This is a genomic window from Janthinobacterium goodfellowi (genome assembly GCF_051380695.1).
GTDB lineage: Bacteria > Pseudomonadota > Gammaproteobacteria > Burkholderiales > Burkholderiaceae_D > Janthinobacterium.
This window is the reverse complement of record NZ_JBNYXN010000010.1, coordinates 45,407-71,478: the sequence shown is the minus strand read 5'-3', so window position 1 is coordinate 71,478 and position 26,072 is coordinate 45,407. Positions and strand designations below refer to the sequence as shown.

The following is a 26,072-nucleotide window of genomic DNA, read 5'->3' as shown; positions in this document are numbered from 1 at the left end:
CAGCCGAAACGCCAGGGCGGCCGGACGGGTCAAGGTCGATGGTGATAGGCATGCTGCCGCGCTCCGGGATAAGCCTGGAGCAAGATCTGGTGGCAAAGGTGCTGGCAATGGAAGCACGGGATGGCAACAAAATCGCCATCGTGTCCAGAGCAAATATCAAGAGCGGCGATTTTATCACCGTTATTTGGTGCCGCCGGGCCGTGGCGGTAGTGGATAATACTTACTGCAGGGTATTAAATTGCGGTGACTATCGGGTCATGCAAGCGGCCGCCAGACGGCAAAAAAGGCATCCCCGATGCCTTGAATTGACGTACGCGGTACAATGCCGGCTGCCCTTTAGCCACAGTCCTTCCGCCATGTTCAACCCCTCTTCCGACGACGTGCGCCGCTTCTTTTGCGACACCTTGCGCAAGCACCGCGCCCATGAAATCCTCACGCCGATGGAAGCCATCGCGCTCGACTGGATCCTCGAACATCCCGAGTATGAAAACGAGCTCTCCGATGTCGAAGCGGCGCTGGCGCGCGACTACTCCGTCGAAGGGGGACAAGCCAATCCTTTCCTGCACCTGTCCATGCATCTGTCGATCACGGAGCAGGTACAGGTGGACCAGCCGCGCGGCATCCGCCCGGCCGTCCAGCAACTGACCCAGCGCCTCGATTCGGCCCATGCGGCCCAGCACGAAGTGATGGAATGCCTGGGCCAGATGATCTGGGCCTCGCAGCGCTCGGGCTTGCCGCCTGATACGGACGCGTATATCGACTGCGTGCGGCGCCGGTAGGAACACCTGTCAAAACCTGTTGCGCGTCGCGCTTTGCGGCCTGCGATGCTCACCGGCTCGGCGCCCCCGTACTAAAGTACGGTTGCGCTTCTTAGCCACAAATCGCTGCCGCTCGCTACGGTTTTGCCAGGTGTTGTACCAGTACTACCTCACATCGGTTTTACTGCCTCCTTCATGCGCTGCGGCAAGGCCTGTGCAGGCCCTCTTCCCATCAATCCCAGCACCACCTGCAGCGCCATGGCGACCGCGCCGACGATGAAGACCACGTCGCCGAAGGTGCGTATCCAGCGCAGGTTCTGCAGCAGCGGCTGTTGCATGAAGCCTTCGCTGCGCGCATACCACAGGCCCTCCGTCACGCTGGCGTGGAATTGGATGATGCCGATCGGCAGCAAGCTGGTGAAGATCATCAGCGCCAGTCCCGCGTTCAAGCCCCAGAACGCCGTCTTCATCAACGCAGGGCTGAAGCGGTAGTCGGGCCGCAGGTAGCGCAGCACCAGCAAGGTAAAGCCCAGCGCCAGGAAGCCGTACACGCCGAACAGCGCCGCATGCGCATGCACGGGGGTCGTGTTGAGACCCTGGATGTAGTACAGCGCCACGGGCGGGTTGATCATGAAGCCCAGCACGCCCGCGCCCAGCATGTTCCAGAAGGCGACGGCGACAAAGCACATCAGGGGCCAGCGCAACTGCTCCATCCACGGCGCGCGCTCCTTCAGGCGCCAGTTTTCCCACGCTTCATGCCCCAGCACGATCAGCGGCACCACTTCGAGCGCGCTGAAGCTCGCGCCGATGGCCATCACGGGCGTGGTGGTGCCGGCAAAGTACAGGTGGTGGAAGGTGCCGGGTATGCCTCCCAGCATGAACAGCGAGGCCGACGCCAGGCTGGCCGTCGTGGCCATGCGCACCGACACCAGGCCCAGGGTCGAGAAGATGAAGGCCAGCGCCGTGGTGGCGAACACTTCGAAGAAGCCTTCCACCCACAGGTGCACCACCCACCAGCGCCAGTATTCCATCACCGACAGGTGCGTGCGTTCGCCATAGAACAGGCCGGCGCCATAGAACAGCCCGATGGCGCCCACGGACGCGGTCAGCAGCGCCAGCAGGTTCTTGTCGCCGCCCGGCTGGCGCAGGGCCGGCACGACGCCGCGCAGCATCAGCACGAGCCACAGCAGGATGCCGACGAATTTGCCAATTTGCCACAGGCGTCCCAGATCCACATATTCATAGCCCTGGTGGCCAAGCCAGAAATTCCACTCGGGCGGCATCACTTGCGCAATGGCCAGGTAGTTACCGATGAAGGAACCAACCACCACGGCGACCAGCGCCCAGAACAGCACATCGACACCGAGGCGCTGCCACCTGGGGTCCTTGCCGCCATTGATCAGCGGCGCGAGGAACAGGCCGGCGGCCAGGAAGCCCGTGGCGATCCAGAACAGCGCGGCCTGGATATGCCAGGTGCGCGTGAGCGCATACGGGAACCAGCGCGACACGTCGATGCCGTAGAACTGCTGCCCCTCCACCGTGTAGTGCGCCGTGAAGCCGCCGATGAAGACCTGGAAGATGAACAGCGCCACCACCAGGAACAAATACTTGCCCAGTCCCCGCTGCGATGGCGTCAGCGCGAACGTGGTGAGCGGATCGCGCGGACCGGCCGCCGGCAGCGCGTCGTCATGGTCGCGCAGGAAGGCCCAGCCCCAGACGAGGAAGCCCACGCCGGCCAGCAGCACCACCACGCTGGCGACCGACCAGACGAGGTTTTCGCCGCTGGGCTGATTGCCGATCAGCGGTTCATGCGGCCAGTTGTTCGTATACGTCACTTTCTGGCCCGGACGCTCGGTGGCGGCGGCCCACGCCGTCCAGAAGAAGAACTGCGTCATCTGCGCGCGCCGCTCGGCGCTGGGCAGGGTGTTTTCCTTCATGGCGAAATGCTCGCGGCTGGCGTGCAGCGCAGGCGCGTCGGAGAACAGCTGGTCGTAATAGTGCGCCGTGTTGGCGATGGCTTGCACGCGGCGCGCCGACAGGCGCAGCACTTGCGCATCGTCGACCCGGTTGGCGCGGTATTCCAGCTTGAGCGCTTCGCGCAGCGCCGCCTGCGCGGGGCCGTCGAGCGCCGCGTACGCCTTGCCATGCTGTTCCTGCGCGGCCAGTTCCAGCCAGGCCGTCAGTTCGCGATGCAGCCAGTCGGCCGTCCAGTCGGGCGCCTGGTAGGCGCCGTGGCCCCAAATGGAGCCCAGCTGCATGCCGCCGACGGATTGCCAGGCCGTCTGACCGTCGAGGATGCCCTCGCGGTCGAACAGCTGCCGGCCGTCCTGCGCCAGCACTTGCGCGGGAATGGGCGGCGCCTGCCGGTACACTTCCGTGCCGTAGTAGCCGAGCAGCGAAAACGTCACGATCAGCACACCGATCAGGGTGAACCAGAGTTTTTTGTAGGGACCCATGGGTCTTTCCTTTGTCAGTGCACCGCAGCCGGCGCAAAGCGCTCGAACAGGATATTGTTTTCAGTATGGATGTGCGCCATCAGGTCTTCGCGGAAGGTGCGCAAGCCCGTGTACAGCGCACGCCAGGTGGTGCAGGCGCCGCCAGGTGCGGTGATATCGTTCGTCATTGCCTCCATGGCGCGCAAGGCTACGCCATGGTCGTCATGCTCCATGCGCATCACGTTGATGGGCGCGCCGGCGCGGGGGCCCTGGCCGCGCACGATCATCGGGAACAGCACGTCTTCTTCCTTGCGCATATGGCTTTCCAGTTCCTGCGCCATGGCCGACAGGTGTTCCGCCAGCCCGTGCGGACAGTCGGCGCGGTCGCCATGCACCTGCTCGACCTTGCGCGCCAGGCGTATCAGCTCGGGCAGCTGCTCGCGGTGCACGGCGTGGTAGCGCGCCAGGATATGTTCCACCAGTTCGGTGGCCGAAGCGTCCTGCCAGTCACGCTCGCCGCTGGCATCTGCGCGTCCGGCCAGCACTTGCAGTTCCTCGACGATGGGCGCCGTGTCCACGCCGGCCGCTTCGGCCGCCGCGCGCAGGGTCTTGTTGCCGCCGCAGCAGAAATCGAGGCGGTGCGCATCGAACAGGCGCGTGGCGCCAGGGATGCGGCGGGCCAGCTGGCCCAGAGATTGTTCGATCAGTTCCATAGATGCTCCTTGATGATGAATGGGGAGTGTTTTATTGGACTGCGCCCGCGTGGTAGACGCCGGGCACGGGGTCGCCCGTCACTTCCAGCACGCCCACGGCGCCCTTGCCGGCGCGCGACAGCGCATGGTCGACCAGCAGATAGCTGCCGGGGTGCTGTACCTTGAGTTCGACGATGGTCGCGCCGCCCGGTGCGACGAGCGTCGTCTGCACGTCGTGTTTCGGGCTGCTGATCGAGCCTTCGCTGTACACCTTGTCGAAGATCTCGCCGATGATGTGGAACGATGAAATCTTGTTCGGGCCGCCGACGCCGAAATAGATGCGCACCGTCTCGCCGACTTTCGCCTGCAGTTTGTGCGTCTTGCTCAGGGCGCCCACTTCGCCGTTGAAGACGTAGTAGTCGGGCAGTTCATTGGCCATTTTTTCCAGGTTCGGTTCCTGGTGCACGGGCGCGCCGTGCGGACGGCCCGTGTACATCTCGCCCTGCATCACGTAGTACTCGCGGTCGACTTTTGACAGGCCGCCTTCGGGTTCGACCAGGATCATGCCGTACATGCCGGCCGCGATATGCTGCGGCACGAGCGGCGTGGCGCAGTGGTAGACGAACAGGCCCGGATTGAGCGCCTTGAAGGTCACCGTTTTTTCCTGCCCCGGCGCCACCTGCGTGTGCTGTCCGCCGCCATGGCCGCCCGTCACGGCGTGCAGGTCGATCGAATGGATCATCTTGCTGTCCTTGGCATTGAACAGGGTCAGTTCCACCGTGTCACCCACCTTGGCGCGCAGCATCGGGCCCGGTACTTGCCGGTTGAAGGTCCAATACGTAAAACTGGTGCCGTCATCGAGCTTGCCCGGCAGTTCCACCGTCTCCATGCGGTATTTCAGGGTTTGCGGCGCGCGCGCGCCGATGGCGGAAGGTACCTGCGCCGGATTGGCGGCCACGCTGACGGCCGAGGGATCGGGGCCGCGCATCGGCGACGGCGCGGGCGTGTACAGGGCCAGCGCGGCCGCCTGGCTCGACTCGCCGGCTGCGCTGGCAGGCGCCGCCTTCTCGGCCAGCGAGGTGCCGGTCACTTCCAGCTTGCCTTCCATGCCGATCTGGCGGTGGCCGGGAATCGAGCAGTAATAAGTGAACGTGCCGGCGCGCGTAACCTTGAAGCGCACGGTGGTGCTGCCGCTATTGGCGCTGAATTTGGCGGACGCCACGTTCAGTTCAGGGATCAGCAGGTCGTGCTCGGCGCCTTCGCCGCTTTTCAGCACGAGTTCGACCGTGTCGCCCACCTTGGCCGTCAGCACGGGGTTGACCTGGCCCTTGGCGTCGATGAATACCATCTTGCCGTCGACGATATTGGTTTGCAGTTCATAACGCTTGAGCGCGGCGGCGGCGGCAGGTTTGGCCGCAGTGGCGGCGGCGCTGGCCGGCAGGCTCGCCTGGGCTTGCACGGACAGAGGGAATGCCAGGACGCAGACGGCGGTGGCAATGGCGCGGAGGGAGGGAGTCGTTTTCATCAAGCTTTCCTTGGTCTTGTATGCCGGTTCGGCCCCCTTACCTAGGCAAACGGTGTGCCAGGGAAAACTTGTTTTAAATCAACGATTTGAAAAATGCAGGGTCCTAATGACCCTTTTCAAGCATGGTCCGTTGTACCCTGCATGGTAGTTATGACCACCACCGCCATCCACCTGCTGCTGCTCACCGACCTGGTCGCCGACTTGCCCGTGGCCGTGCGCCTGCAGCGCCTCGTCGGCAGCCTGCGCGCGCACTTCGGCTGCGAGGCCGTGGCCTTGCTCAAGCTCGACGGCGAGCACCTGCGCCCCGTGGCGATGGCCGGCCTGGCCAGCGATGCGCTGGGACGCCGCTTCGCCGTCGCCGACCATCCGCGCCTGGCCGCCATCCTGCAGCGGCGCGGCGTGCTGTGCTTCCATCACGACAGCTCCCTGCCCGATCCCTACGATGGCCTGATCGCCGAGCGGGCCGGCGAACCGCTGCCCGTGCACGACTGCATGGGCATGGCGCTGGATCTGGAAGGCGAACGCTGGGGCGTGATCACGCTCGACGCGCTGCAGGTGGGCACCTTCGATACGCAGGCGCAGCGCGACCTCGGCGAGCTGGCCTGCGCCATCGAGGCTGCCGTGCGCGTGACCCGCCTGGAGACGGAAATCCGCGCCCTGCGCCTGTCGGGCGGCGCCATGCTGGCCGATGCACAGGCGCCGCGCGAGGAACACGATTTCGTCGGCCAGAGCAGCGCCATCACGCACTTGCTGCACGAATTGCAGGTGGTCGCCGATTCCGAGCTGCCCGTGCTGCTGCTGGGAGAGACGGGCGTGGGCAAGGAATTGTGCGCGCACCGCCTGCACCGGCTGTCGCGCCGCGCGGGCAAGCCATTGATCCACGTCAATTGCGCGGCCTTGCCGGAATCGCTGGCCGAGAGCGAATTGTTCGGCCATGTGCGCGGTGCGTTTTCCGGCGCCGTCAGCGACCGGCCCGGCCGTTTCGAGGCGGCCGAGGGGGGAACCCTGTTTCTCGATGAAGTGGGGGAATTGCCGCTGTCGATACAGGCCAAGCTGCTGCGCACCTTGCAAAATGGCGAAATCCAGCGCCTGGGCGCGGACCGGCCGCGCCGGGTCAACGTGCGCGTGATCGCCGCCACCAACCGCAGCCTGCGCGAGCATGTGCGCGACGGCTCGTTCCGCGCCGACCTGTATCACCGTTTATCCGTGTATCCCGTGCCGATTCCGCCGCTGCGCGAGCGGGGCAATGACGTGCTGCTGCTGGCGGGCGGTTTTCTTGAGCTCAACCGCGCGCGCCTGGGCCTGCGCAGCCTGCGCCTGTCGGCCGCGGCGGAAAACGCCTTGTGCCACTACCGCTGGCCGGGCAACGTGCGCGAACTGGAACATGTGATCAGCCGGGCCGCGCTGAAAGCGGTGATCCGCGGCGCGAACCGCAAGGACATCGTGACCCTGGAAACGGATATGCTCGACCTCGATGCGCTGGAAGCGCCGGCCGGCACGGACGCGCCGCCGACAGTGCCAGTCGCGTGCGGCACGCCGGCGGCGCCGCTGTCGATGCATCAGATCGTGGAAGCGAGCCAGCGCCAGGCCATCCGGCAAGCGCTGGTGCTGCATCAGGATAACTGGGCCGCCGCAGCGCGCCAGCTGGGGCTGGACGCCAGCAATTTGCATAAGCTGGCGCGCCGGGTGGGCTTGAAAGCGTGATCCGGGCTAAAACTCAGCGGTGAATGACCAGGGTGGTTGGCAAGCTGTGCAGGTAGGCGGCCAGGTCCTTGATGTCCTGGTTGCTCAACGGTTTCACCTGGCCCGTCATGATGGCGTTGTTGCGGCCGTTGGCCTTGTCGCCCCGTTTGTACGCCGTCAAAGCGTGTTCCAGGTAGTCCTTGTGCTGGCCCGCCAGTTTCGGGTACGACGGGTCGATGGGTGAACCGTAATCCTTGCCGTGGCAGGTGGCGCAGCTGTATTTTTCGGCCAGGGCCTTGCCCGTGTTGACATTGCCGGCGGCGCTGGCGGACAACGAGACGGTGGCGCAAACGAGGGCGGCGAGTAGTGTTTTCATCATCTGGCTGGTCCTCAGTTCGGCTTGGCTTGTTGCGCATAGTACGCGGCGACATCGGCGATATCCTGGTCGGACAGGCTGCTGGCGATGCCCTTCATGCTGGGGTGCTTGCGGTCGCCCTTCTTGTAGGCTTGCAGCGCATTCTCGATATATTTTGCCGGCTGGCCGCCGATCATCGGCACCTGGAACACTTCGGGGAAGGTTGCCTTGTAACCGGGAATGCCGTGGCAGCCGATACACATTTCCACCTTGGCAGGGGCTGCCTTGGCGTTTCCTACAATGTCAGCCGCTGTGACGGCATTTGCTATGCCGGCAAGCACGAGAAGTGCAAATATTTTTTTCATAGTGGCAATGTGAACAAAGGTAATCGGAGAAACGCCAGAGCTGGTTTTTATTGATTTTATGTGTAGACAATTAAGATTGACAATTAATCTGCTGCTTGCCGATTCTAGCCAAGATATTCTTGCAAGTCCACCTATAAAACCCGCATTGTCGGCAGGCAGGCACAGGCCGTCCGCGTGGCAGCGCGCCACAGTTCTGTTTATACTCACCATTTCCCCACTTTGGCAGACCGCTCATGCAAGCACAGCACCCCCAGCAAGGCCAACGCTTCGAAGGTTCCGACAGCTATGTCGCCACCGCCGACCTGAAACTGGCCGTGAATGCGGCGCTGACCCTGCAACGCCCGCTGCTGATCAAGGGCGAACCGGGTACGGGCAAGACCATGCTGGCCGAGGAAGTGGCCGCCGCGCTGAACATGCCGCTGATGCAATGGCATATCAAATCGACCACCAAGGCGCAGCAGGGCCTGTACGAATACGACGCCGTGTCGCGCCTGCGCGATTCGCAGCTGGGCGACGAGCGCGTGCGCGACATCCAGAACTACATCGTCAAGGGCGTGCTGTGGCAGGCGTTCACGGCGCCCGAGCCGGTGGTGCTGCTGATCGATGAAATCGACAAGGCCGACATCGAATTCCCGAACGACCTGCTGCGCGAACTGGACCGCATGGAATTCTATGTGTATGAGACGCGCGAAATGGTCACGGCGCGCCACCGTCCGCTCGTCATCATCACCTCGAACAACGAGAAAGAATTGCCGGACGCCTTCCTGCGCCGCTGCTTCTTCCACTACATCAAATTCCCGGACAAGGACACGATGGAGCAGATCGTCGCCGTCCACTACCCGCACCTGAAGCAGGAATTGCTGGCGCAGGCGCTGCAAACCTTCTATGAAGTGCGCGACGTGCCGGGCCTGAAGAAAAAGCCGTCGACGTCGGAATTCCTCGACTGGCTCAAGCTCCTGCTGGCCGAGGATATCCCCGTTGACGCGCTGCGCAGCAAGGACAACAAGGCCGTCGTGCCGCCGCTGCACGGCGCGCTGCTGAAAAACGAGCAGGACGTGCACCTGTTCGAGCGCCTGATGTTCATGTCGCGCACCAACCGCTAAGGAGCGCCGGTGAACGATATCAGCCCCGACAAGGTCTTCGTCCCCCTGGAACTGCACGGCATCCGCCTCGAAGCCTTGGCGCCGCACCACGCGCCCGGCTTGCGCGCGGCGGCCATGGATGGGGAACTGTGGAATCTGCGCGTCACCTCCGTGCCCGAACCGGACCAGGTGGACCAGTACATTTTCAAGGGCATCGAGATGCGCCCCACGCGCTTCGCCTTTGCCGTCATCGACACGGCCAGCGGCGAGGTGCTCGGCACCACCAGCTATCACGACGTGGTGCCGGCCATCGGACGCCTGGAAATCGGCTACACCTGGTATGCGAAGCGCTGCCAGCGCAGCCACGTCAACACCACCTGCAAATTGCTGCTGCTGGCGCACGCCTTCGACACGCTCGGCTACGCGCTGGTGGGCCTGCGCACCGACAATTTCAACCACGCCTCGCAGGCGGCCATCGAGCGCCTGGGCGCGAAAAAAGATGGCGTGCTGCGCCACCATGCGCTGCGCCGCGACGGCACCGTGCGCGACACCGTCATGTACAGCATCACACGCGGCGAGTGGCCGGAAATTGCCGCCCACCTGCGCTACAAGCTGGCGCAGCGCCCCATCGCCGCCCTGCCCCGCGCGGGAGGTGAAGGGACCGAAGCAGGGACAGAGGAAGCGCCATGCTGATCGATTTCTTCTTCACGCTCAAGGATGCGAAGATTCCCGTCTCGATCAAGGAATTTCTGACCCTTCTTGAAGCGCTGCAAAAGAACGTCATCGACGCCTCGATGGACGATTTCTACTATCTGGCGCGCCTGACCCTGGTCAAGGATGAAGCCCATTTCGACAAGTTCGACCGCGCCTTTGCCCAGTACTTCAAGGGCGTCAATGCGGCTTTCGACACGAACGCGGCGATTCCCCTCGACTGGCTGCTCAAACGCATGCAGCGCGAGCTGTCCGAGGAGCAGAAGGCGCAGCTGGAAAAATTCGGCTACGACAAGCTGATGGACCGCCTGAACGAGCTGCTGAAGGAGCAGAAGGAGCGCCACGAGGGCGGCAGCAAGTGGATCGGCACGGGCGGCACCTCGCCGTTCGGCAATGGCGGCACGAATCCGGAAGGCATCCGCATCGGCGGCAAGGGCGGCAACCGCACGGCCGTGAAGGTGTGGGAAGCGCGCAGCTACAAGGATTACGACGGCGAGCGCGAACTGGGCACGCGCAACATCAAGGTGGCCTTGCGCCGCCTGCGCAAGTTCGCGCGCGAAGGCGCGGAAGACGAACTGGCGCTCGACGCCACCATCGCCGCCACGGCCAACAACGCGGGCTACCTCGACATCAGGATGCGGCCCGAGCGCAAGAACCGCATCAAGGTGCTGATGCTGCTCGACGTGGGCGGCAGCATGGACGACCATATCGAGCGCACCGAGGAACTGTTTTCGGCGGCGAAGACGGAATTCAAGAACATGGAGTTCTTTTACTTCCATAACTGCGTCTACGACTATCTGTGGAAGAACAACCGGCGCCGCAACGCCGAGCGCTTCCCCACCTGGGACGTGCTGCGCAAATACCCGCCCGACACCAAGCTGATTTTCGTCGGCGACGCCACCATGAGCCCCTATGAAATCCTGCAGCCGGGCGGCAGCGTCGAATACAACAACGAGGAAGCGGGATCGACGTGGCTGGCGCGCTTTACCCAGGCGTTCCCGAAATTCATCTGGCTCAATCCGGAGTCGGAAGGATTGTGGCAGTACCGCCAGTCGATCGGCGTGATGCGGCAGTTGATGAACAACCGCATGTTCCCCCTGTCGATCGACGGGCTGGAACGGGGCATGCGTCTGCTCAGTAAATAAAAGCACGCAACAAAAAGTCCATGGCGGCAGAGGGCCGCCATGCCGTACACTGCGACACGGCACTACCGTGCGGAGCATCTCCGCCGCGGGCGGGTACCATACGCCGGTACCAGCCCTGCCCCACCCTGCTGCATCCCGTGCGCGGCCGCCATGGCCACGCCACTGTTCGATTGCGCACATCGTGCGCGCCTTCTGCTCCGGTAGAATCGGCGCATCGCTCTGCGCAAACTATGCACCATCGCTGCACCACGACCTTGCCGCGCCAGCCCCCGTGCTGCCGGCCGGTGCCAGCGCCATTTTCAAAGGAATGAGCATGCAAAGTCTGATCTCGATCGCCGCCGACCTGTCCTGGCCGTTCGCCATTACCCTGGCCTGGGTGGTGGGCGAATTCGGCCACCGCTGGACTGGCCTGCCGCGCATCAGTTTTTACGGCGTGATCGGTTTCGTCCTCGCGCAGACGCAGGTAGGCATCCTGCCGCAGACGGACGCCGGCCCCATGCTGGTGCTGGCCGACGTGGCCTTCGGCCTGATCCTGTTCGAGGTGGGCTACCGCATCAACCTGCGCTGGCTGAAGAACAATCCGTGGATCGCCGTCACGGGCCTGGTCGAATCCCTGCTGACCTTTGCCGTCGTCTACTTCATCGGCATCGAATTCGGCAGCACCTCGATGACGGCGCTGCTGCTCGCATCGCTGGCCATGTCCACCTCGCCGGCCACCATCATGCGCGTCATCAACGAGGAACGCAGCTCGGGCCAGGTCACGGAGCGCATCGTCCACCTCACCGCCCTGAACTGCGTGCTGGCCGTCTTCACGTTCAACATCATCGTCGGCTTCTGGATGTTCCAGAGCTCCACCGACCTGATCGAGGCGAGCAGCAGCAGTGCCGCCGTGCTGGCCGCCTCCGTGGCCGCCGGCACCGTCTTCGGCATCGTCGTGCCGGCCATGCTGCGCCGCCTGGGCAACATGGCGCAGGACGCCACCGTGGCGTTCGCGCTGTCGGTGATGCTGCTCGTCGCCCTGACCTACACCACCAGCCTGTCGCCGCTGCTGGCCACCCTCACCTTCGGCCTGGTGGCGCGCCACCGCCGCGTTGCCTTCAGCCAGGCGCAGCGCAATTTCGGCGCCATGGGCGAGTTGCTGACGGTGCTGCTGTTCGTGTATGCCGCCTCGACCCTGGAATGGGCCAGCGTGACGGCCGGCGCGGGACTGGCCCTGGCCGTCGTCGGCGGACGATTGCTGACGAAGGTCGCCGGCGTGGCCGCGTTCTCGCATGTGAGCGGCATTTCCTGGCGCAAGGGCGTGCTGACGGGCGTGGCCCTGACGCCCGTCTCCGTCTTCATCATCCTGCTGCTCGAACACGCGCGCCAGCACGGCGTGAACTTCGGCGACGAATTGAACGCCCTGGCCGCCATCACCCTGGGCCTGGAACTGATCGGCCCCGTGCTGGTGCAGCGCGTGCTGATGCTGGCCAAAGAAACCCACGAAATCAAGGAGCGCTAAATGCCGCTGGAACCCTTTGGCCAATCGGCCGCGCTGACCTTCGGCGTCGAACTCGAACTGCAACTGGTGAACCTGTCGGACTATGACTTGACGGCCGCCAGCCCCGACCTGCTGCATCTGCTGAATAAAAAGCCGTTCCCTGGCAACGTCACGCCGGAAATCACCGAGAGCATGATCGAGATTAACTCGAGCGTGCACACGCACCACGGCCCCCTGCTGGAGCAGCTGCAGGAAATCCGCGACACCTTGATCACGGCCGGCGACAAGCTCAATATCGGCATCGCGGGCGGCGGCACGCACCCGTTCCAGCAATGGTCGTCGCAAAAGATCTTTTCCAAGCCCCGCTTCCAGGAGATTTCGGAACTGTACGGCTACCTGGCCAAGCAGTTCACCATCTTCGGCCAGCACGTGCACATCGGCTGCGCCTCGGGCGACGACGCCATGTTCCTGCTGCATTCGCTGAACCGCTACATCCCCCATTTCATCGCCCTGTCGGCGTCCTCGCCCTACGTGCAGGGGCGCGACACCCTGTTCGATTCGGCCCGGTTGAATTCCGTGTTCGCGTTTCCCATGAGCGGACGCGCGCCGTTTACGCTGAGCTGGGACCAGTTCTCCAACGAGTATTTCGCCAAGATGGAGAACACGGGCATCATCAAGAGCATGAAGGATTTTTACTGGGATATCCGTCCCAAGCCGGAATTCGGCACCATCGAACTGCGCGTGTGCGACACGCCGCTGACGGTGGAGCGGGCCGCGGCGCTGGCCGCCTACCTGCAGGCGCTGTGCCGCTACCTGCTCGAACGCCGCGAAACCCCGCCGGTGGAAGACGATTACCTCGTCTATAACTACAACCGCTTCCAGGCCTGCCGCTTCGGCCTCGATGGCGCCATCACGCATCCGAAAACCTACGAGACGATGTCGCTGCGCGAAGACATCATGACCACCCTGCGCAAGATGGAACCGCACGCCGAGGCGCTGGGCAGCACGCCGGCCCTGAAACACCTGTCGGACGTGGCCAAGCAGTGGAGCGACGCGCAATACCTGCGCAAGCAGCACAGTCTGCAGGGCAGCGCCGAGGGCATGGTCGATTCGGCGATCCGCTGCTTCCGTGGCGAGCCCATGAACTACTGACGTTGCGCTGCCTGGCAACGTAGGTCGGATTAGCCCGTCGGGCGTAATCCGACTGGCGCTGCCAACCATGTTGTCGGATTACGGTCCTTCGGACCTAATCCGACCTACGCCGCTAATCCGACCTACCGTTCGCCAACCAAAAAACCACAGCGCGCCTGCCCGTCATTTACAGCCGCCGTCCCCGCTTGCTACAATGAGAATGATTCTTATTATTGTTTAAAAACGCAAGGGGAATGCGATGCCGCTGGCAGAGCCGCTACAACGCCAGGACATCGCGACACTGTATGCCGACCACCACGGCTGGCTGCAGGGCTGGCTGCGCAAAAAACTCGGCAGCACGGCGTGCGCGGCCGATGTGGCGCACGATACTTTCCTGCGCCTGCTCGACCGCGAAGACGCCGTCGCCGCGCGCGAGCCGCGCGCCTTTCTCGCCACCGTGGCCCAGCGCGTGCTGTTCAACCATTACCGCCGCCAGAAACTCGAACAGGCGTACCTCGACGTGCTGGCCCAGCTGCCGCCCCTGCATGCGCCCTCGCCCGAGGAACGCGCGCTGCTGCTGGCCACCGTGTTTGAACTGGACCGCATGCTCGACGGCCTGCCGCCTCCCGTCAAACGGGCTTTTTTACTACGCCAGCTCGACGAACTGCCGCAGGAAGATATCGCGCGCCGGCTCGGCATCTCGCTGGCCACCGTGAAACGCCATCTGCAGCGGGCCGGCAGCGCCACGCAAGCGTGGCAGCAGCTGCAAATACAGCACGAGCATCTGCCGCCCGCTGCGCACGCGACCCTGCTGCGCGCCTGCGTGCAAGCGAACGCGCCGCGCCGCCATGCCGTCAAGACCCTGGCCCTGCTGCTGGCCTGCGGCGCCTCGCTGTATGCATTCGAACGCCGCAGCCCGTGGCGCGGCTGGACGGCCGACTACCGCACGGGCATCAATCAGCGCCGCGTCGTGACCCTCGCTGACGGCACGCAGCTCACGCTCAACACCGACAGCGCCGTGAATATCGCTTACGACGGCGCGCAGCGCCGCATCGACCTGCTGGCCGGCGAAATCTTCATCGCCACCGGCAAGGATGCGGCGCAGCGCCCGTTCTTCGTCGGCACGCCGCACGGCAGCCTGCAGGCGCTGGGCACGCGGTTCACCGTGCGCCTGCACGATGGCTATGCCAGCGCCGGCGTGCTTGAAGGGGCCGTCGCCGTGCTGGGCGGTGACGGCAGCCAGCGCCTGCTGCTGCGTCCCGGCGAAGGCGCCCATTTCGACAGTGACGGTTATCACCGCCATGCCCTGGCGCCGTATGGCGGCGCCTGGCTAAATGGCATGCTGGTGGCGCGCGACATGCGCCTGGCAGATTTCCTCGCCGAGCTGTCGCGCTACAGCGACCATCCGCTGGGCTGCACGCCCGCCGTCGCCGGCCTGCGCGTCTCCGGCTCCTACCCGCTGGCCGACGTCGATGCCATCGTCGACGCCGTCAGCGCCAGCCTGCAATTGCGGCGCAATACCATCACGCGCTTCTGGGGCCATCAGGTGGTGCGCATCGAACTGGCGGCCCGCTGAAAAATATTTTCTGCAAAGTGAGCTGTTTTACCGTGCTCGCGTGACCTGGAAGATAGACAGTCTCCATCTTGCGCATCCACGAAAGGCTTTATTCCATGCACCACGCTTCGCGTTCCCTCCTTACCCGTACCGTTCTGGCCTGCGCCCTGGCGCAGATCGGCATGGCCCTGGCCCTGCCGGCGCCAGCCCAGGCACAAAGCCGGCAAGTACGCGCCTACAGCATTCCGGCCGGCGCGCTGGGCGATGTGCTGACGCGCTTCGGCAGTGACAGCGCCATTTTGTTGTCGTTCTCCAGCGATACCACGCAAGGCTTGCGCAGCGCCGGCCTGCAAGGCAGCTACAGCCTGCACGATGGCTTCCGCGTGCTGCTGGCCGGCAGCGGCTTGCAAGCCGTGCCGCAATCGAATGGCGGCTACCTGCTGCAAAAGATCCCCGCCGGCGCAACTACTCCCACGGCGGACAGCCGCGGCGTGGCCGTCATGAGCGGCGTCACCGTGGTAGCGTCGGCCGAGCGCAGCGCCGCCACCAGCGGCACGGGCAGCTATACGGGCGGCCCCGCCAGCGGCGCCACGGGCCTGGCCCTGAGCCAGCGCGAAACGCCGCAGTCGCTGACCATCGTCACGCGCCAGCAGATGGATGACCAGAACAGCAACGCCGTCTCCGACGTCATGAAGAACGTCAATGGCGTGAGCGTGCAAAACTACGACAGCGACCGCTGGAGCTTCCAGGCGCGCGGCTTTGCCGTCACCAATTTCCAGTACGACGGCGTGTCGGCCATCTATGACGGCGTCTACGACTGGGGCACGACCAACAGCGACATGGCCATCTACGACCGCATCGAAGTGCTGAAGGGCGCGACGGGCCTGATGAGCGGCTCGGGCGACCCGTCGGCCACCGTCAACATGGTGCGCAAGCGCCCCACAGCCCACTTCGAGGGCGCGGCCACCCTGGGCGCGGGATCGTGGGACAATTACCGGGGCGAGGCCGATGTCTCCGGTCCCCTGAACGACAGCCGCTCGGTGCGCGGCCGCCTGGTCGGCGCCTACCAGGACAAACACTCCTACCTGGACCGCTACACGCAGCAGAAATCCGTCGCCTACGGCATCGTCGAGGCGGACCTGACACCCGTGACCCTGCTGACGGCCGGCTTCACGCACCAGGACTACAAGCCGCGCGGCTCGACCTGGACGGGCTTCCCCGTGCTGCTGGCCGACGGCTCGCGCACGGATTTCCCCACCGCGTGGAATCCCGCCACCGGCTGGAGCCGCCGCGATATGCAGAACACCACGCTGTTCTCGTCGCTCGAACATACGTTCGCCAACGCGTGGAAACTGACACTGAGCGCCAACCAGCTGCGCAGCAAGCATGACAGCGTGCTCGGTTCGGCCAGCGGCGGCAATCCCGACCCCGTCACGGGCGAAGGCGCCTATTTCTTCATGGGCAAATACAAGGGCGACCGCCGCCAGACCACCGTCAACGTCGACGCCAGCGGGCCGTTTACCGCCTTCGGCCGCCGCCATGAAGCGATGCTCGGCTATTCCCATTCCAGCGCGAAGCAGGACGGCCCCGTCTACGAATCGGTCTACCCACCCGTCGAAGGCAGCTATTTCGACTGGCGCGGCCAGTATGCGGAACCCGCATTTAGCCGCCTGGGCAACGACAACGACAGCACGCGCCAGAGCGGCCTGTATGGCGCCGTGCGCCTGCATCCGGCCGATGCGCTGTCCGTCATCGTCGGCGCACGCGTGAGCAACTACAGGCAGGAGCAGGACCGCAGCTTCTTCGACCCCAAGACCGCACGCATCACCTCGCGCATCGAGGAAAGCAACGTCATCACGCCGTATGCAGGCGTCGTGTATGACCTCGACAAGACGTATTCCCTCTTCGGCAGCTATACCAGCATCTTCGCTCCGCAGAGCAACCGCGACGTGAACCGCAACTTCCTCGCCCCCGTGCGCGGCAAAGGTATCGAGGCAGGCGTGAAAGCCGAATACCTCGATGGCAAGGTCAATGCCAGCGCGTCCCTGTTCCAGATCCGCCAGAGCAACGTGGCCAGCTCCGTGGGTGAAGTCAACGGCGAGGAAGCGTATCAAGCCATCGACGGCGTCACCAGCCGCGGCGTGGAAATGGAAGTGGCGGGCGAAGTGATGAAGGATGTGAAGCTGAGCGCCGGCTATACCTACACCCACGTGCGCGACGCGGATGGCAAGGATGTCTTTTCCACCATGCTGCAAACCACGCAGCCTGCACACCTGGTGCGCGTGCAAGGCTCGTGGCGCCTGCCGGCCAGCCTGGACAAGCTGACCGTCGGTGGCGGCATCAACTGGCAAAGCAGCTACTACGGCAATATCTGGAATCCCGCCATCGAGGATTATTCACGCATCAAGCAGGGCGGCTACGCGCTGCTCAACCTGATGGCCCGCTACGAGATCAGCAAGAACGTCACGGCCAGCCTGAACGTCAACAACCTGCTGGACAAGAAGTACTTCACGGGCCTGGGCCTGTTCCAGACGGGCTTTTACGGCGAACCGCGCAATGTGATGTTCACCGTGCGCACGAAGTTTTAATCAGCTTCCATACAGCGCCAGCGCCCAGGCTGGCGGGCGCAGTTCCAGCGCCAGGGACAGGTAGGCGGGATCGAAGCGCGCCGCCAGCAGATACACATTGGCGGCGCCCTTGGTCTCCCAGTTCCCCGTAAAGCCCTTTTCACCGGCCGCCACGCGCTTGCGGTCGAAGGGCACGGCGCTTTTCGCGAACTCTTCGTGCGTCTTTTTGCCCTGCGCATACGGCGCCAGCCAGGTCAGCGCCTCGGCCAGCCGCCGCGCTTCCGGCGCGCCATACCAGTCGTCGCCATGCGCCTGCGCCATCAGGGCCGTCGTCAGCAGCGGCTCCAGGCTGTAGGTGGTGTAGTGCAGGGCGTCGCGCTGCTCGAAATCGAAGGGCACGCCGCCGGCGCCGATATTGCGCGGCACGTGCGCCAGGAAGCGTTCCTTCGCCCGCGCGACCAGCAGGGTGTCGCCCGTGACATACGCGGCGGCCGTGCCGATCTTGATGCGGTGGCTGTGCCAGTTGTTGCGCGCCGTGGACGGGCCTCCCACCTTGATCGGATCGCTCAGATACCCCTGCGCCAGGGTGCGGCAAAACGCCTGCACCTGATCGCGCTCGACGCCGTTCAAGCGCTCCTGTACCAAATCAAAACCCATCAGCAGGCTGGCCAGCTCCGTCTCGTCGACAGGGCTGAACGAGGGCTGATAGGTGCCGCTCCAGGCCAGCAGCAGCTGGCGCGCCGCCTCGAAATGCGGCATCTCGCCCGACAGCCGCCAGGCCAGCGCCTGCAAGCGCGCCTGGCGCCAGTCTTCCTGCGCCTGCTGGCTGGTCTCGCGCCCGCCCTCTCCCTTCAGCAAGCCGCCCGTGCGCACTTCCGCCATCAGGTGCACGGGCCGCGCCGCGTCCTTGCGTGCCGCCTTGACCACCTGTTCCGCGATGGCCGGCGCCACCCGCGCCTTGAGCGTGCGGGCGCGCGCGGCGGACGTCAGCGCAAACGGCAGCGCACCTTCATGCGGGCGCGGTGCCGCGCGCAAGCCCGCCAGGGGCAGCGCCAGCAGGCCGGCCAGCACGGTGCGCCGGCGGATCAGGTGCGTACTCAAAACCGCGTCTCCCGCGCCGCGCGCAAAAAGTTATCGAGGATGGGCGTGCAATCGAGCAGCTCGACGCCGCCCGCCGAATGGAATTCCGGGTGCCACTGCAAACCCATGACGAAGCGCGCCCGCTGGTAGCGGATGGCCTCGACGATGTTGTCCCCTTGCGAATACGCTTCCACGGTGACGTCGCGCCCCAGGTCCTTGACCGACTGGTGGTGGATGGAATTGACGAGCGCCTCGCCCGTCTTCGGGAACATGCCCGCCAGGGACGAGCCTTTCGGGAAGACGATGGTATGGCGGTGGCGATCATACAGGTCGTTGACGTGGGAGGCCGCGCCTTCCACGTCCGAGGCGATGTCCTGGTACAGGGTGCCGCCAAAGCCCACGTTGATCAGTTGGCAGCCGCGGCAAATGCCCAGCACGGGTTTACCCGCATCGACGAATTCGTGCAGCAGTTCCAGCTCGTACAGGTCGCGCGCGCGGTCGCCGTTCCATTCGGGCCGCGTGGCCGCCTCGGAATACGTTTGCGGCGAGACGTCGGCGCCACCCTGCAGCACCAGGCCGTCCAGATGGCGCGCATAGTGGCGCAGGGTGATGTTGCTCGGGTGTAGCTGGCCGCTGGTATTGACCGTCGGGATCATGAACACGAGCACGTCGCGCGACATGACCCACTGGGCGATCGACTCTTCGAGGTATTGCAGGTTCTTGCTGCGCAAGCCAGTGGCGCCCGGCTCCGGGTGGAAAATGCGCGCCGAGATGCCGATGCGCAGGGTGCGCCGCATGAAATCGCGGCTGGCCTTGTCGCGCATGGAACGGTAGCGCGACGAGATCACCCGCCAGGCCAGCGCCAGCGGCGTGTCGTTATCCTTCAGGTAGCGGGGGGCGGCGTCGTGCGCGCGGTGCTCATCATCGGGCACCCGGCGGCCCACCCGGTCGGGCCGGGACGGCGCTGCGGGATCGGTGGATGGGGGCTGCTGGGGATCTTTTTCGTCTGACATGGCAAGGCTGACTGAAAGCGGAGACGTTTTCAATATAAACCCCTGCTTCCGAAAGCACGATTCAATTTTGTAACAAAAGCACATGCGCGGCGCATCCACGCAACACGGCGGCAGTAAAACTGCATACAGTCCGTTTACGCCGGCGGGCCCGCTTTTTAGAGAATCTTTACGCCCCCGCTGCTAATCTTGAACGTACCTCAACCACCGCTGCAAAGCCACCATGGAACCCCATTCACGCCTGCCATCGCATCAAGCACTGCCCCACCGCCATCCCCGCCTGCCCACCTTCCTCATGCACATCACGGTCGACAAGTCCTGCCTGGCCGAGCTGCGCCAGCTGGTCGTCAAGACCTGCGGCGGCATGCTGTCGTTCATGCGCGTCGAGGCGGTCGACCACGCCGAGCGCATGAAGGTCTGGCTGTGCGTGACGGAACCGGCCCTGCGTTTGACCATGGATGCCGTCATGCGCCTGCTGCCGGCGGCGGAATTTGGCCGCATCAGCCAGGGGAAATCGCTATGAACCAGTATTCCTGCGAACAGGCGATGTCGTCATCGCGCATCACCGCGCACTTCCAGGGCATCTGGGTGCCGATGGTCACGCCATTTTGCGACGGCGATGGCGACATCGACTTCGACGCGGCACAACGGCTCGCATGCGAACTGGCCGCCAGCGGCATCGATGGCCTGGTGGTGTGCGGCACCACGGGCGAAGCGGCCATGCTGAGCGCCGCGGAACAGGGCATGCTGCTCGACAGCGTGCTCGAAGCCGTCGGCCCCCGCTTCCCCGTCGTCATGGGAGTAGGCGGCAGCGATACGCGCAGCGTCGTCGCCACGGCGCAGCGCTACAACGACCATCCGCTGGCCGGCCTGCTGGTCTCGGCGCCAGCGTATGTGCGCCCTTCGCAGGACGGCATCGTGCGCCACTTCCAGGCCATCGCCGCCGCCACCGACCAGTCCATCGTGCTGTACAACGTGCCGGCCCGCACGGGCGTCAATATCGAACCGCAAACGGCGGCCCTGCTGGCGCGCGACTCGCACTTCGTCGCCATCAAGGAAGCGGGCGGCAAGCTGCAGCAGTTGGGCGAACTGCTGCTCGACACGCGCCTGGACGTCCTGTGCGGCGACGATGCGCTGCTGCTGGCCAGCCTGTCCATGGGCGGCCACGGCGCCATGTCGGCCGCCGCCCAGGTGCGCCCCGACCTGTATGCGCAGCTCTACCACCTCGTCAGGCAGGGACGCCACGGCGCCGCCGGCGCCCTGTTCAAGACCATGCTGCCCGTCATCCGCCTGCTGTTTGCCGAACCGAATCCCGCTCCCGTGAAGGCGGCGCTGGCCATGCAGGGCAAGGTACGCGACGCATTGCGCCTGCCGATGACGCCCATGTCGGCCGACGGCCAGGCCGCCTTGGCCGAAGCGCTGGAGCCTCTGATGGAATTGCCTGCATGGACTGCGGGCGACAGGGATGCGCCGCGCGAAGGCTGTCTGCTGCAGCTGGTTTCCCCTGCCAACATCATGCCAGCCGTGCGCCAAGATGATCATCGCCATCACGGATGAACGCGGGGGGATGGAGAAATCCATCCTGGCCGGGCGGCTGGCCGCCTCGCGCGCGCTGGCCGGACGCAAGGTATTGCTGCTCGATGCCGATCCGCGCCAGGGCGCCATGGCGCAGGCCAGGAGCATGCACGACGGTGCCATGCACGGCAGCCTGACGCGGCCGCGCCTGATGGCGCGCGCCATCAGCGCCAAGGGCTTGCAGCCGGAGCTCGAGCACCTGGTGCACTGCTACCACGACATCGTCATCGACAGCGAAGGCCGCGACTCCATGGGCAGCCGCTCGGCCCTGATCGCCGCGCGCGTGCTGGTGGTGCCGCTCGACGGCGTCGTCGACGCCGCCGCGCAGGCTGGCCTGGCGCGCCGCATCGCGCACGCGCGCAGCGTCAATCCGGATCTGCGCGTCCTGCTGGCAAGGGACACGCAAGCGACGCCCGCCCACGCCCTGGCCGCGCGAATTCCAGCCGCCCGCGTGGTCGGTCTGGAACAGCTGTATTGCGCCGTTTTCAACCTTTCTACCTAGCCCGTCCGGGCACGCAAAAAAAGGCGGCGCATGCGCCGCCTCCCTCCCCTGTCAATTAAAACGTCTTGCTGACCGTCAGCTGCAGCGCCGTCTTGCCCATGAATTTGCCATTCACTGGCGAGGCATACGCCAACTTGCCCGCGTTCGTGCCGATCACGGCCAGCGCGCCCGAAACAAAACCGAAGTCGCGCGTGACGCCCACTTTCCAGTCCGTGTAGCTCGATGCATCATTGTTTTTCACTTTCTGGTGGCCCGCATGCAGGTTGCCGGTCCAGCCGTTCGTCAGGTCGATATTCGCGCCGATATCGAGGTAGCCGCTGTTCTTGCTGTTGACGATGCCGAACAGGTTCGAGACGGCATGCGAATATTTGACGTAGGCGGGGCCGTACGACAGCTGGCCGTAGACTTCCTGCGTATCCGCGTCGGCCAGGCCGGCGATGTGCTTCAAGCCGTTGTCCGCATACACATAGGCGAGCACGCCCACGTCATAGCCCACATCGCCGCCCAACTGGCCGCGCTTGCCCGCATACAGGTCCACTTCCACGTCGCCGCTGCCGCCCGCATCCTTGGTCCACTTGATGGTGGAAGCCCAGGCGCCCGCATACAGGCCCGTCGGGTTGTTGATGTAATCCACGCCGCCTTGCAACGCGGGCTTCAAGCGCGTCTGCGAGATGCCCCGATAACGGTAGTCGGACACGCCGGCGACGTTGAAACTGACTTCATTGTCGGGCTTGGCCTCGTCCGCGTGGGCCAGGCTGCCCGTCAAGGAGGTGGCGACGGCAAGTGCAAGTAGCATTTTATTCATGGTTTTTTCTTCTTCATGGGTGGTATGGGCCTTTGCCAACATGGCGCAGCTGGCCCGCCGCTGCAAAAAAAAAGGTAAAGCGTCCCCCTGGCGCGCGCGGCGCCTGTTTTCAAACAGGGGAATATCAGGTGTTAGAGCGGCAGCAGCAGCCGGTAGCCGACGGCCGTTTCCGTCAGCAGGTACTGCGGCTGGGCCGGATCGGCTTCCAGCTTCTGGCGCAGATGGCCCATGTAGATGCGCAGGTAATGGCCGTTTTCGCTGTTCGACGGCCCCCACACTTCGCGCAGCAGCTGCGGATTGGTGACCACCCTGCCCGCGTTCTTCACGAGCACCGACAGCAGGCGAAATTCCGTCGGCGTCATGTGCACCAGCTGCTTGTTGCGCGTCACCAGCCGGTCCTTCAGGTCGACGCGCACATCGCCGAACTGCACCACGCCATCGTCGCTGGCGGCGGGCTGGCGCTGGCGGCGCAAGGTGGCGCGCACGCGGGCCAGCAGCTCGCCCACGCCGAACGGCTTGGTCAGATAGTCGTCGGCGCCCGCATCGAGCGCGCGGATCTTGTCCTGCTCGTCGACCCGCGCCGACAGCACGATGATGGGCACGGCCGACCATTTGCGGATGTCGGCGATGAAATCGATGCCGTCGCCGTCGGGCAGCCCCAGGTCCAGCACGATCATGTCGGGCCGGCGCGTGCCGGCATCGATCAGGCCCCGCTGCATGGTGGCCGATTCGAAAATCTGCCAGCCCTCGTCTTCCAGCGCGGCGCGCACGAAGCGGCGGATTTGCGGTTCATCCTCGACCAGCAAGGCGGTGGCGGAAGGTTCGTTCATGATGTTTTTCCTGTTTCTTGGTCGTTGGCGTCATCGAGCTCGATCTCCGGCGGCGCCGGGGGCGTGCCGAGCGGCAGGCTGAAGACGATGGCGGCGCCCTGTCCCGGTGCGTGCGGCTGCGCGTGGATGGTACCGCCGTGGGCTTCGACGATGGCGCGGCAAATGGCCAGCCCCAGGCCGACACCCGGCTTGTTCGATTCGCGCTCGCCGCGCGTGAATTTTTCAAAGATGGCTTCTTCGCGGCCGGGCGGCAGGCCCGGGCCATCGTCAAGCACCGTCACCTGCAGGAACTGGCCGTGCACTCCGGCCGCGACCGTGATAGTGCTGCCGGGCGGCGTGTACTTGGCCGCGTTTTCCAGCAGGTTGCACAGCACGCGCTCGATCAGCACGGCGTCGTAGCGCACCAGCGGCAAGTCCGGCGCCAGCTGCGTCTGCACGGCGTGCTGCTGCAATTGCGGGCCGCTGGCGCGCAGCGCGCTGCCCACCACTTCTTCCAGCGCCTGCCATTGCAGGTTCAGGCGCACCTGACCGCTCTCGATGCGCGCCATGTCCAGCAGGTTCGCCACCAGGGCGCTCATGCGCACGGTCTCGGACTGCAGCGAGCGCGCCATGTCCAGCTGCGCGGGCGACAGCGCAGGCCGGGACAGCGCCAGCGATTCGGCCAGGCCCACCAGCGACGTCAAGGGCGTGCGCAAGTCGTGCGACAGGGCCGCCAGCAGCGAATTGCGCAGCCGCTCGGATTCCATCTGCAGCAGCGCGCCCTGCGCCACGTCGATGTAGTGCACGCGTTCGAGCGCGATGGCAGCCAGGGCGGCAAAGGTATCGAGGTGCTGCCGCTGTTCCGGCACCAGCAGCCAGCGCCCCCGCTGCGCGCCATCGAGCGGCAGCAGCGCCAGCACGCCGCGCGTGCGCATGGGCGCGATCAGCGGCAGGTAGAAAATGGGCGAAGCCGGCAAGGTATCGGTGCCCGTCCCCGCCGCCTGCGCGTGGTCGAAGGCCCACTGCGCGATGCCGATATCGAGCGGCTCACCACCGTTCGCGGCCTGCAAGCTGCCCTCGTCATCGGGCAGCAGCAAGGTGGCGCGCGCGCGGAACGCCCGTTCGATGGCGCTTTTCGTGATGTCGAAAATCTGCTCCGTCTGCAGCACGCCGGACAATTCGCGCGAGAATTCGTACAGGGCGCGGGCGCGCGCTTCGCGGTGCGAGGCCACGCGCGCCTGGAAGCGCAGGCCGGCCGTCAGGTGGCCCGTGATCAGGCCCACGGCCAGCATCACGCCAAACGTGATCACATACTGGAAATCGCCCACGGCAAACGAGAAACGGGGCGGCACGAAGATGAAATCGAAGCAGGCCACGCCCACCAGGCTGGCCAATGCCGCCGGCCCGCGTCCCAGGCGCACGGCCACCAGCACCACCGTCAGCAGGGACAGCATGGCGATGTTGGCCAGGTCCAGATAGGGTTGCAATGGGACGGAGGCAAGGGCCGTAGCCAGGCTGACGCCGGCGGCCAGGATGTAGCGCCAGTGACGCGATGGCCGGCGCGGCGCCTCCGCGTCTTCGCCTGCCGCGCGCCGGGGCGCCGCATCGGCCGGCGGCAAGCCCACCTCGATCAGGTCGATATCGGGCGCCAGGCTGGCCATGCGCGCGGCGGGCGGCGCCTGCCACAGGCGCGCCAGCGCACTGGCGCGACCACGTCCCACGATGACTTTCGAGATATTCGCGCCGCGCGCATACTCGACCACGGCGCCGGCGATGTCGGCGGACGGCACAATGGCCGTGCGCGCGCCCAGGTCCTGCGCCAGCTTCAGGGTTTTCAGGATGCGTTCGCGCTGGCTCGCCGGCAGGCGCTGCAAACGCGGCGTTTCCACGTACAGCGCGTGCCATTCCGCGTTCAGCTGGCTGGCCAGGCGCGCCGTGCTGCGGATCACGTGCTCGCCCCCCGCGTGCGGTCCCACGCAGGCCAGCAGCGCGGCGCCCGTCTTCCACACGGGATTGATCGATTTCTCGACGCGGTAGGCCTGCACGTCATCCTGAATCCGGTCCGCCGTGCGGCGCAAGGCCAGCTCGCGCAGGGCGATCAGGTTACCCTTGCGGAAAAAATGCTGCGATGCCCGTTCGGCCTGCTGCGGCTGATACACCTTGCCCTGCTTCAGGCGGCGCAGCAGTTCATCGGCGGGGATATCGACCAGCACCACTTCATCGGCGCGGTCGAACACCGTATCGGGCAGGGTCTCGGCCACGCGCACGCCCGTGATCCCGCCCACCACGTCGTTCAGGCTTTCCAGGTGCTGCACGTTCACGGTCGACAGCACGTCGATGCCGGCCGCCAGCAATTCCTCGACATCCTGCCAGCGCTTCGGATGGCGCGAACCGGCCACGTTCGAATGGGCCAGTTCATCCATCAATATCAGCGGCGGCGCGCGGCGCAGGGCCTCGTCCAGGTCGAACTCGTACAGGATCTTGCCCCGATACTCGATGGCTTTGAGCGGAAGCACGGGCAAGCCGTCAAGCTGGGCCGCCGTATCCTGGCGCCCATGCGTCTCCACCACGCCCACCAGCAAGTCCTGGCCATCGGCCAGCAATTTGCGGGCGGCCGCCAGCATCGCGTAGGTCTTGCCGACGCCGGCCGAGGCGCCGAAATAAATGCGCAGCCGGCCGCGCGCGGCTTTCTTTTCCTGCGCCTGCACTTGCGCCAGCAGGGCATCAGGGTCGGGGCGTTGGCTGTCGTTGGGGAGCATGTTGTATTTTAATCTACTTGGAGCATTGTAGGTCGGATTAGCGCGTCC

The 26,072-nt window shown here is 65.2% G+C and carries 22 protein-coding genes and 1 pseudogene; 13 read left to right on the top strand and 10 right to left on the bottom strand.

Annotation, left to right across the window (positions count from 1 at the left end; genetic code table 11):
- The first annotated feature begins 356 nt into the window (after positions 1–356).
- Positions 357–779, top strand: coding sequence for a DUF1841 family protein (locus tag ACQ4WQ_RS27400; protein ID WP_070218599.1), 423 nt, complete (start codon positions 357–359; stop codon positions 777–779).
- Between the two features lie 149 nt (positions 780–928).
- Here the strand turns inward: ACQ4WQ_RS27400 and ACQ4WQ_RS27395 are convergent, their stop codons facing one another.
- From ACQ4WQ_RS27395 to nirK, 3 genes are read right to left on the bottom strand one after another with little or no spacing between them, the layout of a single operon-like run.
- The gene (locus ACQ4WQ_RS27395; protein ID WP_436501374.1) at positions 929–3,214 is read right to left on the bottom strand and encodes a nitric-oxide reductase large subunit; all 2,286 of its coding nucleotides are present in this window, start codon (positions 3,212–3,214) and stop codon (positions 929–931) included.
- A 14-nt stretch (positions 3,215–3,228) separates the two neighbouring features.
- The gene (gene ytfE, locus ACQ4WQ_RS27390; RefSeq protein ID WP_326457682.1) at positions 3,229–3,906 is read right to left on the bottom strand and encodes an iron-sulfur cluster repair protein YtfE; all 678 of its coding nucleotides are present in this window, start codon (positions 3,904–3,906) and stop codon (positions 3,229–3,231) included.
- Between the two features lie 31 nt (positions 3,907–3,937).
- Positions 3,938–5,410, bottom strand: coding sequence for a copper-containing nitrite reductase (gene nirK / locus ACQ4WQ_RS27385; protein WP_436501372.1), 1,473 nt, complete (start codon positions 5,408–5,410; stop codon positions 3,938–3,940).
- 150 nt (positions 5,411–5,560) lie between these two features.
- Between nirK and norR the strand changes: the two genes are divergently transcribed.
- Positions 5,561–7,114, top strand: a complete 1,554-nt coding sequence (norR, locus tag ACQ4WQ_RS27380; RefSeq protein WP_436501370.1) for a nitric oxide reductase transcriptional regulator NorR — start codon at positions 5,561–5,563, stop codon at positions 7,112–7,114.
- A 13-nt stretch (positions 7,115–7,127) separates the two neighbouring features.
- Here the strand turns inward: norR and ACQ4WQ_RS27375 are convergent, their stop codons facing one another.
- Together ACQ4WQ_RS27375 and ACQ4WQ_RS27370 are read right to left on the bottom strand one after the other, a co-directional pair.
- Positions 7,128–7,469 (bottom strand): c-type cytochrome, encoded by a 342-nt coding sequence (locus ACQ4WQ_RS27375; RefSeq protein ID WP_326457688.1) that lies wholly within the window; start codon positions 7,467–7,469, stop codon positions 7,128–7,130.
- A 14-nt stretch (positions 7,470–7,483) separates the two neighbouring features.
- Positions 7,484–7,813: a c-type cytochrome gene (locus ACQ4WQ_RS27370; protein WP_046684254.1), complete on the bottom strand. Its 330-nt coding sequence runs from the start codon at positions 7,811–7,813 to the stop codon at positions 7,484–7,486.
- Between the two features lie 233 nt (positions 7,814–8,046).
- Here ACQ4WQ_RS27370 and ACQ4WQ_RS27365 point away from each other — a divergent pair, with 233 nt between their 5' ends.
- From ACQ4WQ_RS27365 to ACQ4WQ_RS27330, 8 genes and pseudogenes are all read left to right on the top strand, one after another.
- On the top strand, positions 8,047–8,916 hold the full coding sequence (locus ACQ4WQ_RS27365) for an AAA family ATPase (protein WP_436501367.1): 870 nt from the start codon (positions 8,047–8,049) through the stop codon (positions 8,914–8,916).
- A gap of 9 nt (positions 8,917–8,925) precedes the next feature.
- Complete coding sequence (locus tag ACQ4WQ_RS27360) at positions 8,926–9,588, top strand: GNAT family N-acetyltransferase (RefSeq protein WP_436501366.1); 663 nt, start codon at positions 8,926–8,928, stop codon at positions 9,586–9,588.
- Positions 9,582–10,751, top strand: a complete 1,170-nt coding sequence (locus tag ACQ4WQ_RS27355) for a vWA domain-containing protein (protein ID WP_070256030.1) — start codon at positions 9,582–9,584, stop codon at positions 10,749–10,751. Before ACQ4WQ_RS27360 ends, ACQ4WQ_RS27355 begins: the two co-directional genes overlap by 7 nt.
- A 313-nt stretch (positions 10,752–11,064) precedes the next feature.
- Positions 11,065–12,252 carry a cation:proton antiporter gene (locus ACQ4WQ_RS27350; RefSeq protein ID WP_070218615.1) on the top strand — a complete coding sequence of 396 codons (1,188 nt, stop codon included), beginning with the start codon at positions 11,065–11,067 and terminating at the stop codon, positions 12,250–12,252.
- Positions 12,253–13,383 (top strand): YbdK family carboxylate-amine ligase, encoded by a 1,131-nt coding sequence (locus ACQ4WQ_RS27345; protein WP_034780287.1) that lies wholly within the window; start codon positions 12,253–12,255, stop codon positions 13,381–13,383.
- A 238-nt stretch (positions 13,384–13,621) separates the two neighbouring features.
- Positions 13,622–14,104: pseudogene (locus ACQ4WQ_RS27340) on the top strand (sigma-70 family RNA polymerase sigma factor); the annotation flags it as partial.
- Positions 14,105–14,185: 81 nt separating this feature from the next.
- On the top strand, positions 14,186–14,938 hold the full coding sequence (locus ACQ4WQ_RS27335) for a FecR family protein (protein ID WP_436501506.1): 753 nt from the start codon (positions 14,186–14,188) through the stop codon (positions 14,936–14,938).
- A 95-nt stretch (positions 14,939–15,033) separates the two neighbouring features.
- Entirely contained in the window at positions 15,034–17,505 is a 2,472-nt protein-coding gene (locus tag ACQ4WQ_RS27330) for a TonB-dependent siderophore receptor (protein WP_436501363.1), read from the top strand.
- On the opposite strand, the gene ACQ4WQ_RS27325 is transcribed toward ACQ4WQ_RS27330, so the two are convergent.
- Together ACQ4WQ_RS27325 and ACQ4WQ_RS27320 are read right to left on the bottom strand one after the other, a co-directional pair.
- A complete protein-coding gene (locus ACQ4WQ_RS27325; protein ID WP_436501361.1) occupies positions 17,506–18,585 on the bottom strand; it encodes an alginate lyase family protein in 1,080 nt (359 codons plus the stop codon).
- Positions 18,582–19,577 carry a gamma-glutamyl-gamma-aminobutyrate hydrolase family protein gene (locus tag ACQ4WQ_RS27320; RefSeq protein ID WP_436501359.1) on the bottom strand — a complete coding sequence of 332 codons (996 nt, stop codon included), beginning with the start codon at positions 19,575–19,577 and terminating at the stop codon, positions 18,582–18,584. The genes ACQ4WQ_RS27325 and ACQ4WQ_RS27320 overlap by 4 nt, the downstream gene beginning before the upstream one ends.
- Before the next feature lie 220 nt (positions 19,578–19,797).
- Between ACQ4WQ_RS27320 and ACQ4WQ_RS27315 the strand changes: the two genes are divergently transcribed.
- Genes ACQ4WQ_RS27315 through ACQ4WQ_RS27305 form a run of 3 tightly spaced genes read left to right on the top strand, consistent with a single transcriptional unit; the run spans position 19,798 to position 21,651 of the window.
- Positions 19,798–20,097, top strand: a complete 300-nt coding sequence (locus ACQ4WQ_RS27315) for a hypothetical protein (RefSeq protein WP_436501357.1) — start codon at positions 19,798–19,800, stop codon at positions 20,095–20,097.
- A complete protein-coding gene (gene dapA / locus ACQ4WQ_RS27310; protein ID WP_436501355.1) occupies positions 20,094–21,131 on the top strand; it encodes a 4-hydroxy-tetrahydrodipicolinate synthase in 1,038 nt (345 codons plus the stop codon). The genes ACQ4WQ_RS27315 and dapA overlap by 4 nt, the downstream gene beginning before the upstream one ends.
- A 10-nt stretch (positions 21,132–21,141) precedes the next feature.
- The gene (locus ACQ4WQ_RS27305; protein WP_326456525.1) at positions 21,142–21,651 is read left to right on the top strand and encodes a P-loop NTPase family protein; all 510 of its coding nucleotides are present in this window, start codon (positions 21,142–21,144) and stop codon (positions 21,649–21,651) included.
- Between the two features lie 55 nt (positions 21,652–21,706).
- Here ACQ4WQ_RS27305 and ACQ4WQ_RS27300 read toward each other — a convergent pair whose 3' ends face one another.
- From ACQ4WQ_RS27300 to ACQ4WQ_RS27290, 3 genes are all read right to left on the bottom strand, one after another.
- The gene (locus tag ACQ4WQ_RS27300) at positions 21,707–22,456 is read right to left on the bottom strand and encodes a TorF family putative porin (protein ID WP_436501353.1); all 750 of its coding nucleotides are present in this window, start codon (positions 22,454–22,456) and stop codon (positions 21,707–21,709) included.
- Positions 22,457–22,587: 131 nt separating this feature from the next.
- Entirely contained in the window at positions 22,588–23,286 is a 699-nt protein-coding gene (kdpE, locus tag ACQ4WQ_RS27295; protein WP_436501351.1) for a two-component system response regulator KdpE, read from the bottom strand.
- The gene (locus ACQ4WQ_RS27290) at positions 23,283–26,024 is read right to left on the bottom strand and encodes a DUF4118 domain-containing protein (protein ID WP_436501349.1); all 2,742 of its coding nucleotides are present in this window, start codon (positions 26,022–26,024) and stop codon (positions 23,283–23,285) included. The genes kdpE and ACQ4WQ_RS27290 overlap by 4 nt, the downstream gene beginning before the upstream one ends.
- Positions 26,025–26,072: the final 48 nt, after the last annotated feature.

Bases quoted from the DNA above. Each gene is read 5' to 3' on its own strand.
- ACQ4WQ_RS27400 (WP_070218599.1), top strand. From the start codon at position 357: ATGTTCAACCCCTCTTCCGACGACGTGCGCCGCTTCTTTTGCGACACC.
- ACQ4WQ_RS27395 (WP_436501374.1), bottom strand. From the start codon at position 3,214: ATGGGTCCCTACAAAAAACTCTGGTTCACCCTGATCGGTGTGCTGATC.
- ytfE (WP_326457682.1), bottom strand. From the start codon at position 3,906: ATGGAACTGATCGAACAATCTCTGGGCCAGCTGGCCCGCCGCATCCCT.
- nirK (WP_436501372.1), bottom strand. From the start codon at position 5,410: ATGAAAACGACTCCCTCCCTCCGCGCCATTGCCACCGCCGTCTGCGTC.
- norR (WP_436501370.1), top strand. From the start codon at position 5,561: ATGACCACCACCGCCATCCACCTGCTGCTGCTCACCGACCTGGTCGCC.
- ACQ4WQ_RS27375 (WP_326457688.1), bottom strand. From the start codon at position 7,469: ATGAAAACACTACTCGCCGCCCTCGTTTGCGCCACCGTCTCGTTGTCC.
- ACQ4WQ_RS27370 (WP_046684254.1), bottom strand. From the start codon at position 7,813: ATGAAAAAAATATTTGCACTTCTCGTGCTTGCCGGCATAGCAAATGCC.
- ACQ4WQ_RS27365 (WP_436501367.1), top strand. From the start codon at position 8,047: ATGCAAGCACAGCACCCCCAGCAAGGCCAACGCTTCGAAGGTTCCGAC.
- ACQ4WQ_RS27355 (WP_070256030.1), top strand. From the start codon at position 9,582: ATGCTGATCGATTTCTTCTTCACGCTCAAGGATGCGAAGATTCCCGTC.
- ACQ4WQ_RS27350 (WP_070218615.1), top strand. From the start codon at position 11,065: ATGCAAAGTCTGATCTCGATCGCCGCCGACCTGTCCTGGCCGTTCGCC.
- ACQ4WQ_RS27345 (WP_034780287.1), top strand. From the start codon at position 12,253: ATGCCGCTGGAACCCTTTGGCCAATCGGCCGCGCTGACCTTCGGCGTC.
- ACQ4WQ_RS27330 (WP_436501363.1), top strand. From the start codon at position 15,034: ATGCACCACGCTTCGCGTTCCCTCCTTACCCGTACCGTTCTGGCCTGC.
- ACQ4WQ_RS27320 (WP_436501359.1), bottom strand. From the start codon at position 19,577: ATGTCAGACGAAAAAGATCCCCAGCAGCCCCCATCCACCGATCCCGCA.
- ACQ4WQ_RS27315 (WP_436501357.1), top strand. From the start codon at position 19,798: ATGGAACCCCATTCACGCCTGCCATCGCATCAAGCACTGCCCCACCGC.
- dapA (WP_436501355.1), top strand. From the start codon at position 20,094: ATGAACCAGTATTCCTGCGAACAGGCGATGTCGTCATCGCGCATCACC.
- ACQ4WQ_RS27305 (WP_326456525.1), top strand. From the start codon at position 21,142: ATGGAGAAATCCATCCTGGCCGGGCGGCTGGCCGCCTCGCGCGCGCTG.
- ACQ4WQ_RS27300 (WP_436501353.1), bottom strand. From the start codon at position 22,456: ATGAATAAAATGCTACTTGCACTTGCCGTCGCCACCTCCTTGACGGGC.
- kdpE (WP_436501351.1), bottom strand. From the start codon at position 23,286: ATGAACGAACCTTCCGCCACCGCCTTGCTGGTCGAGGATGAACCGCAA.
- ACQ4WQ_RS27290 (WP_436501349.1), bottom strand. From the start codon at position 26,024: ATGCTCCCCAACGACAGCCAACGCCCCGACCCTGATGCCCTGCTGGCG.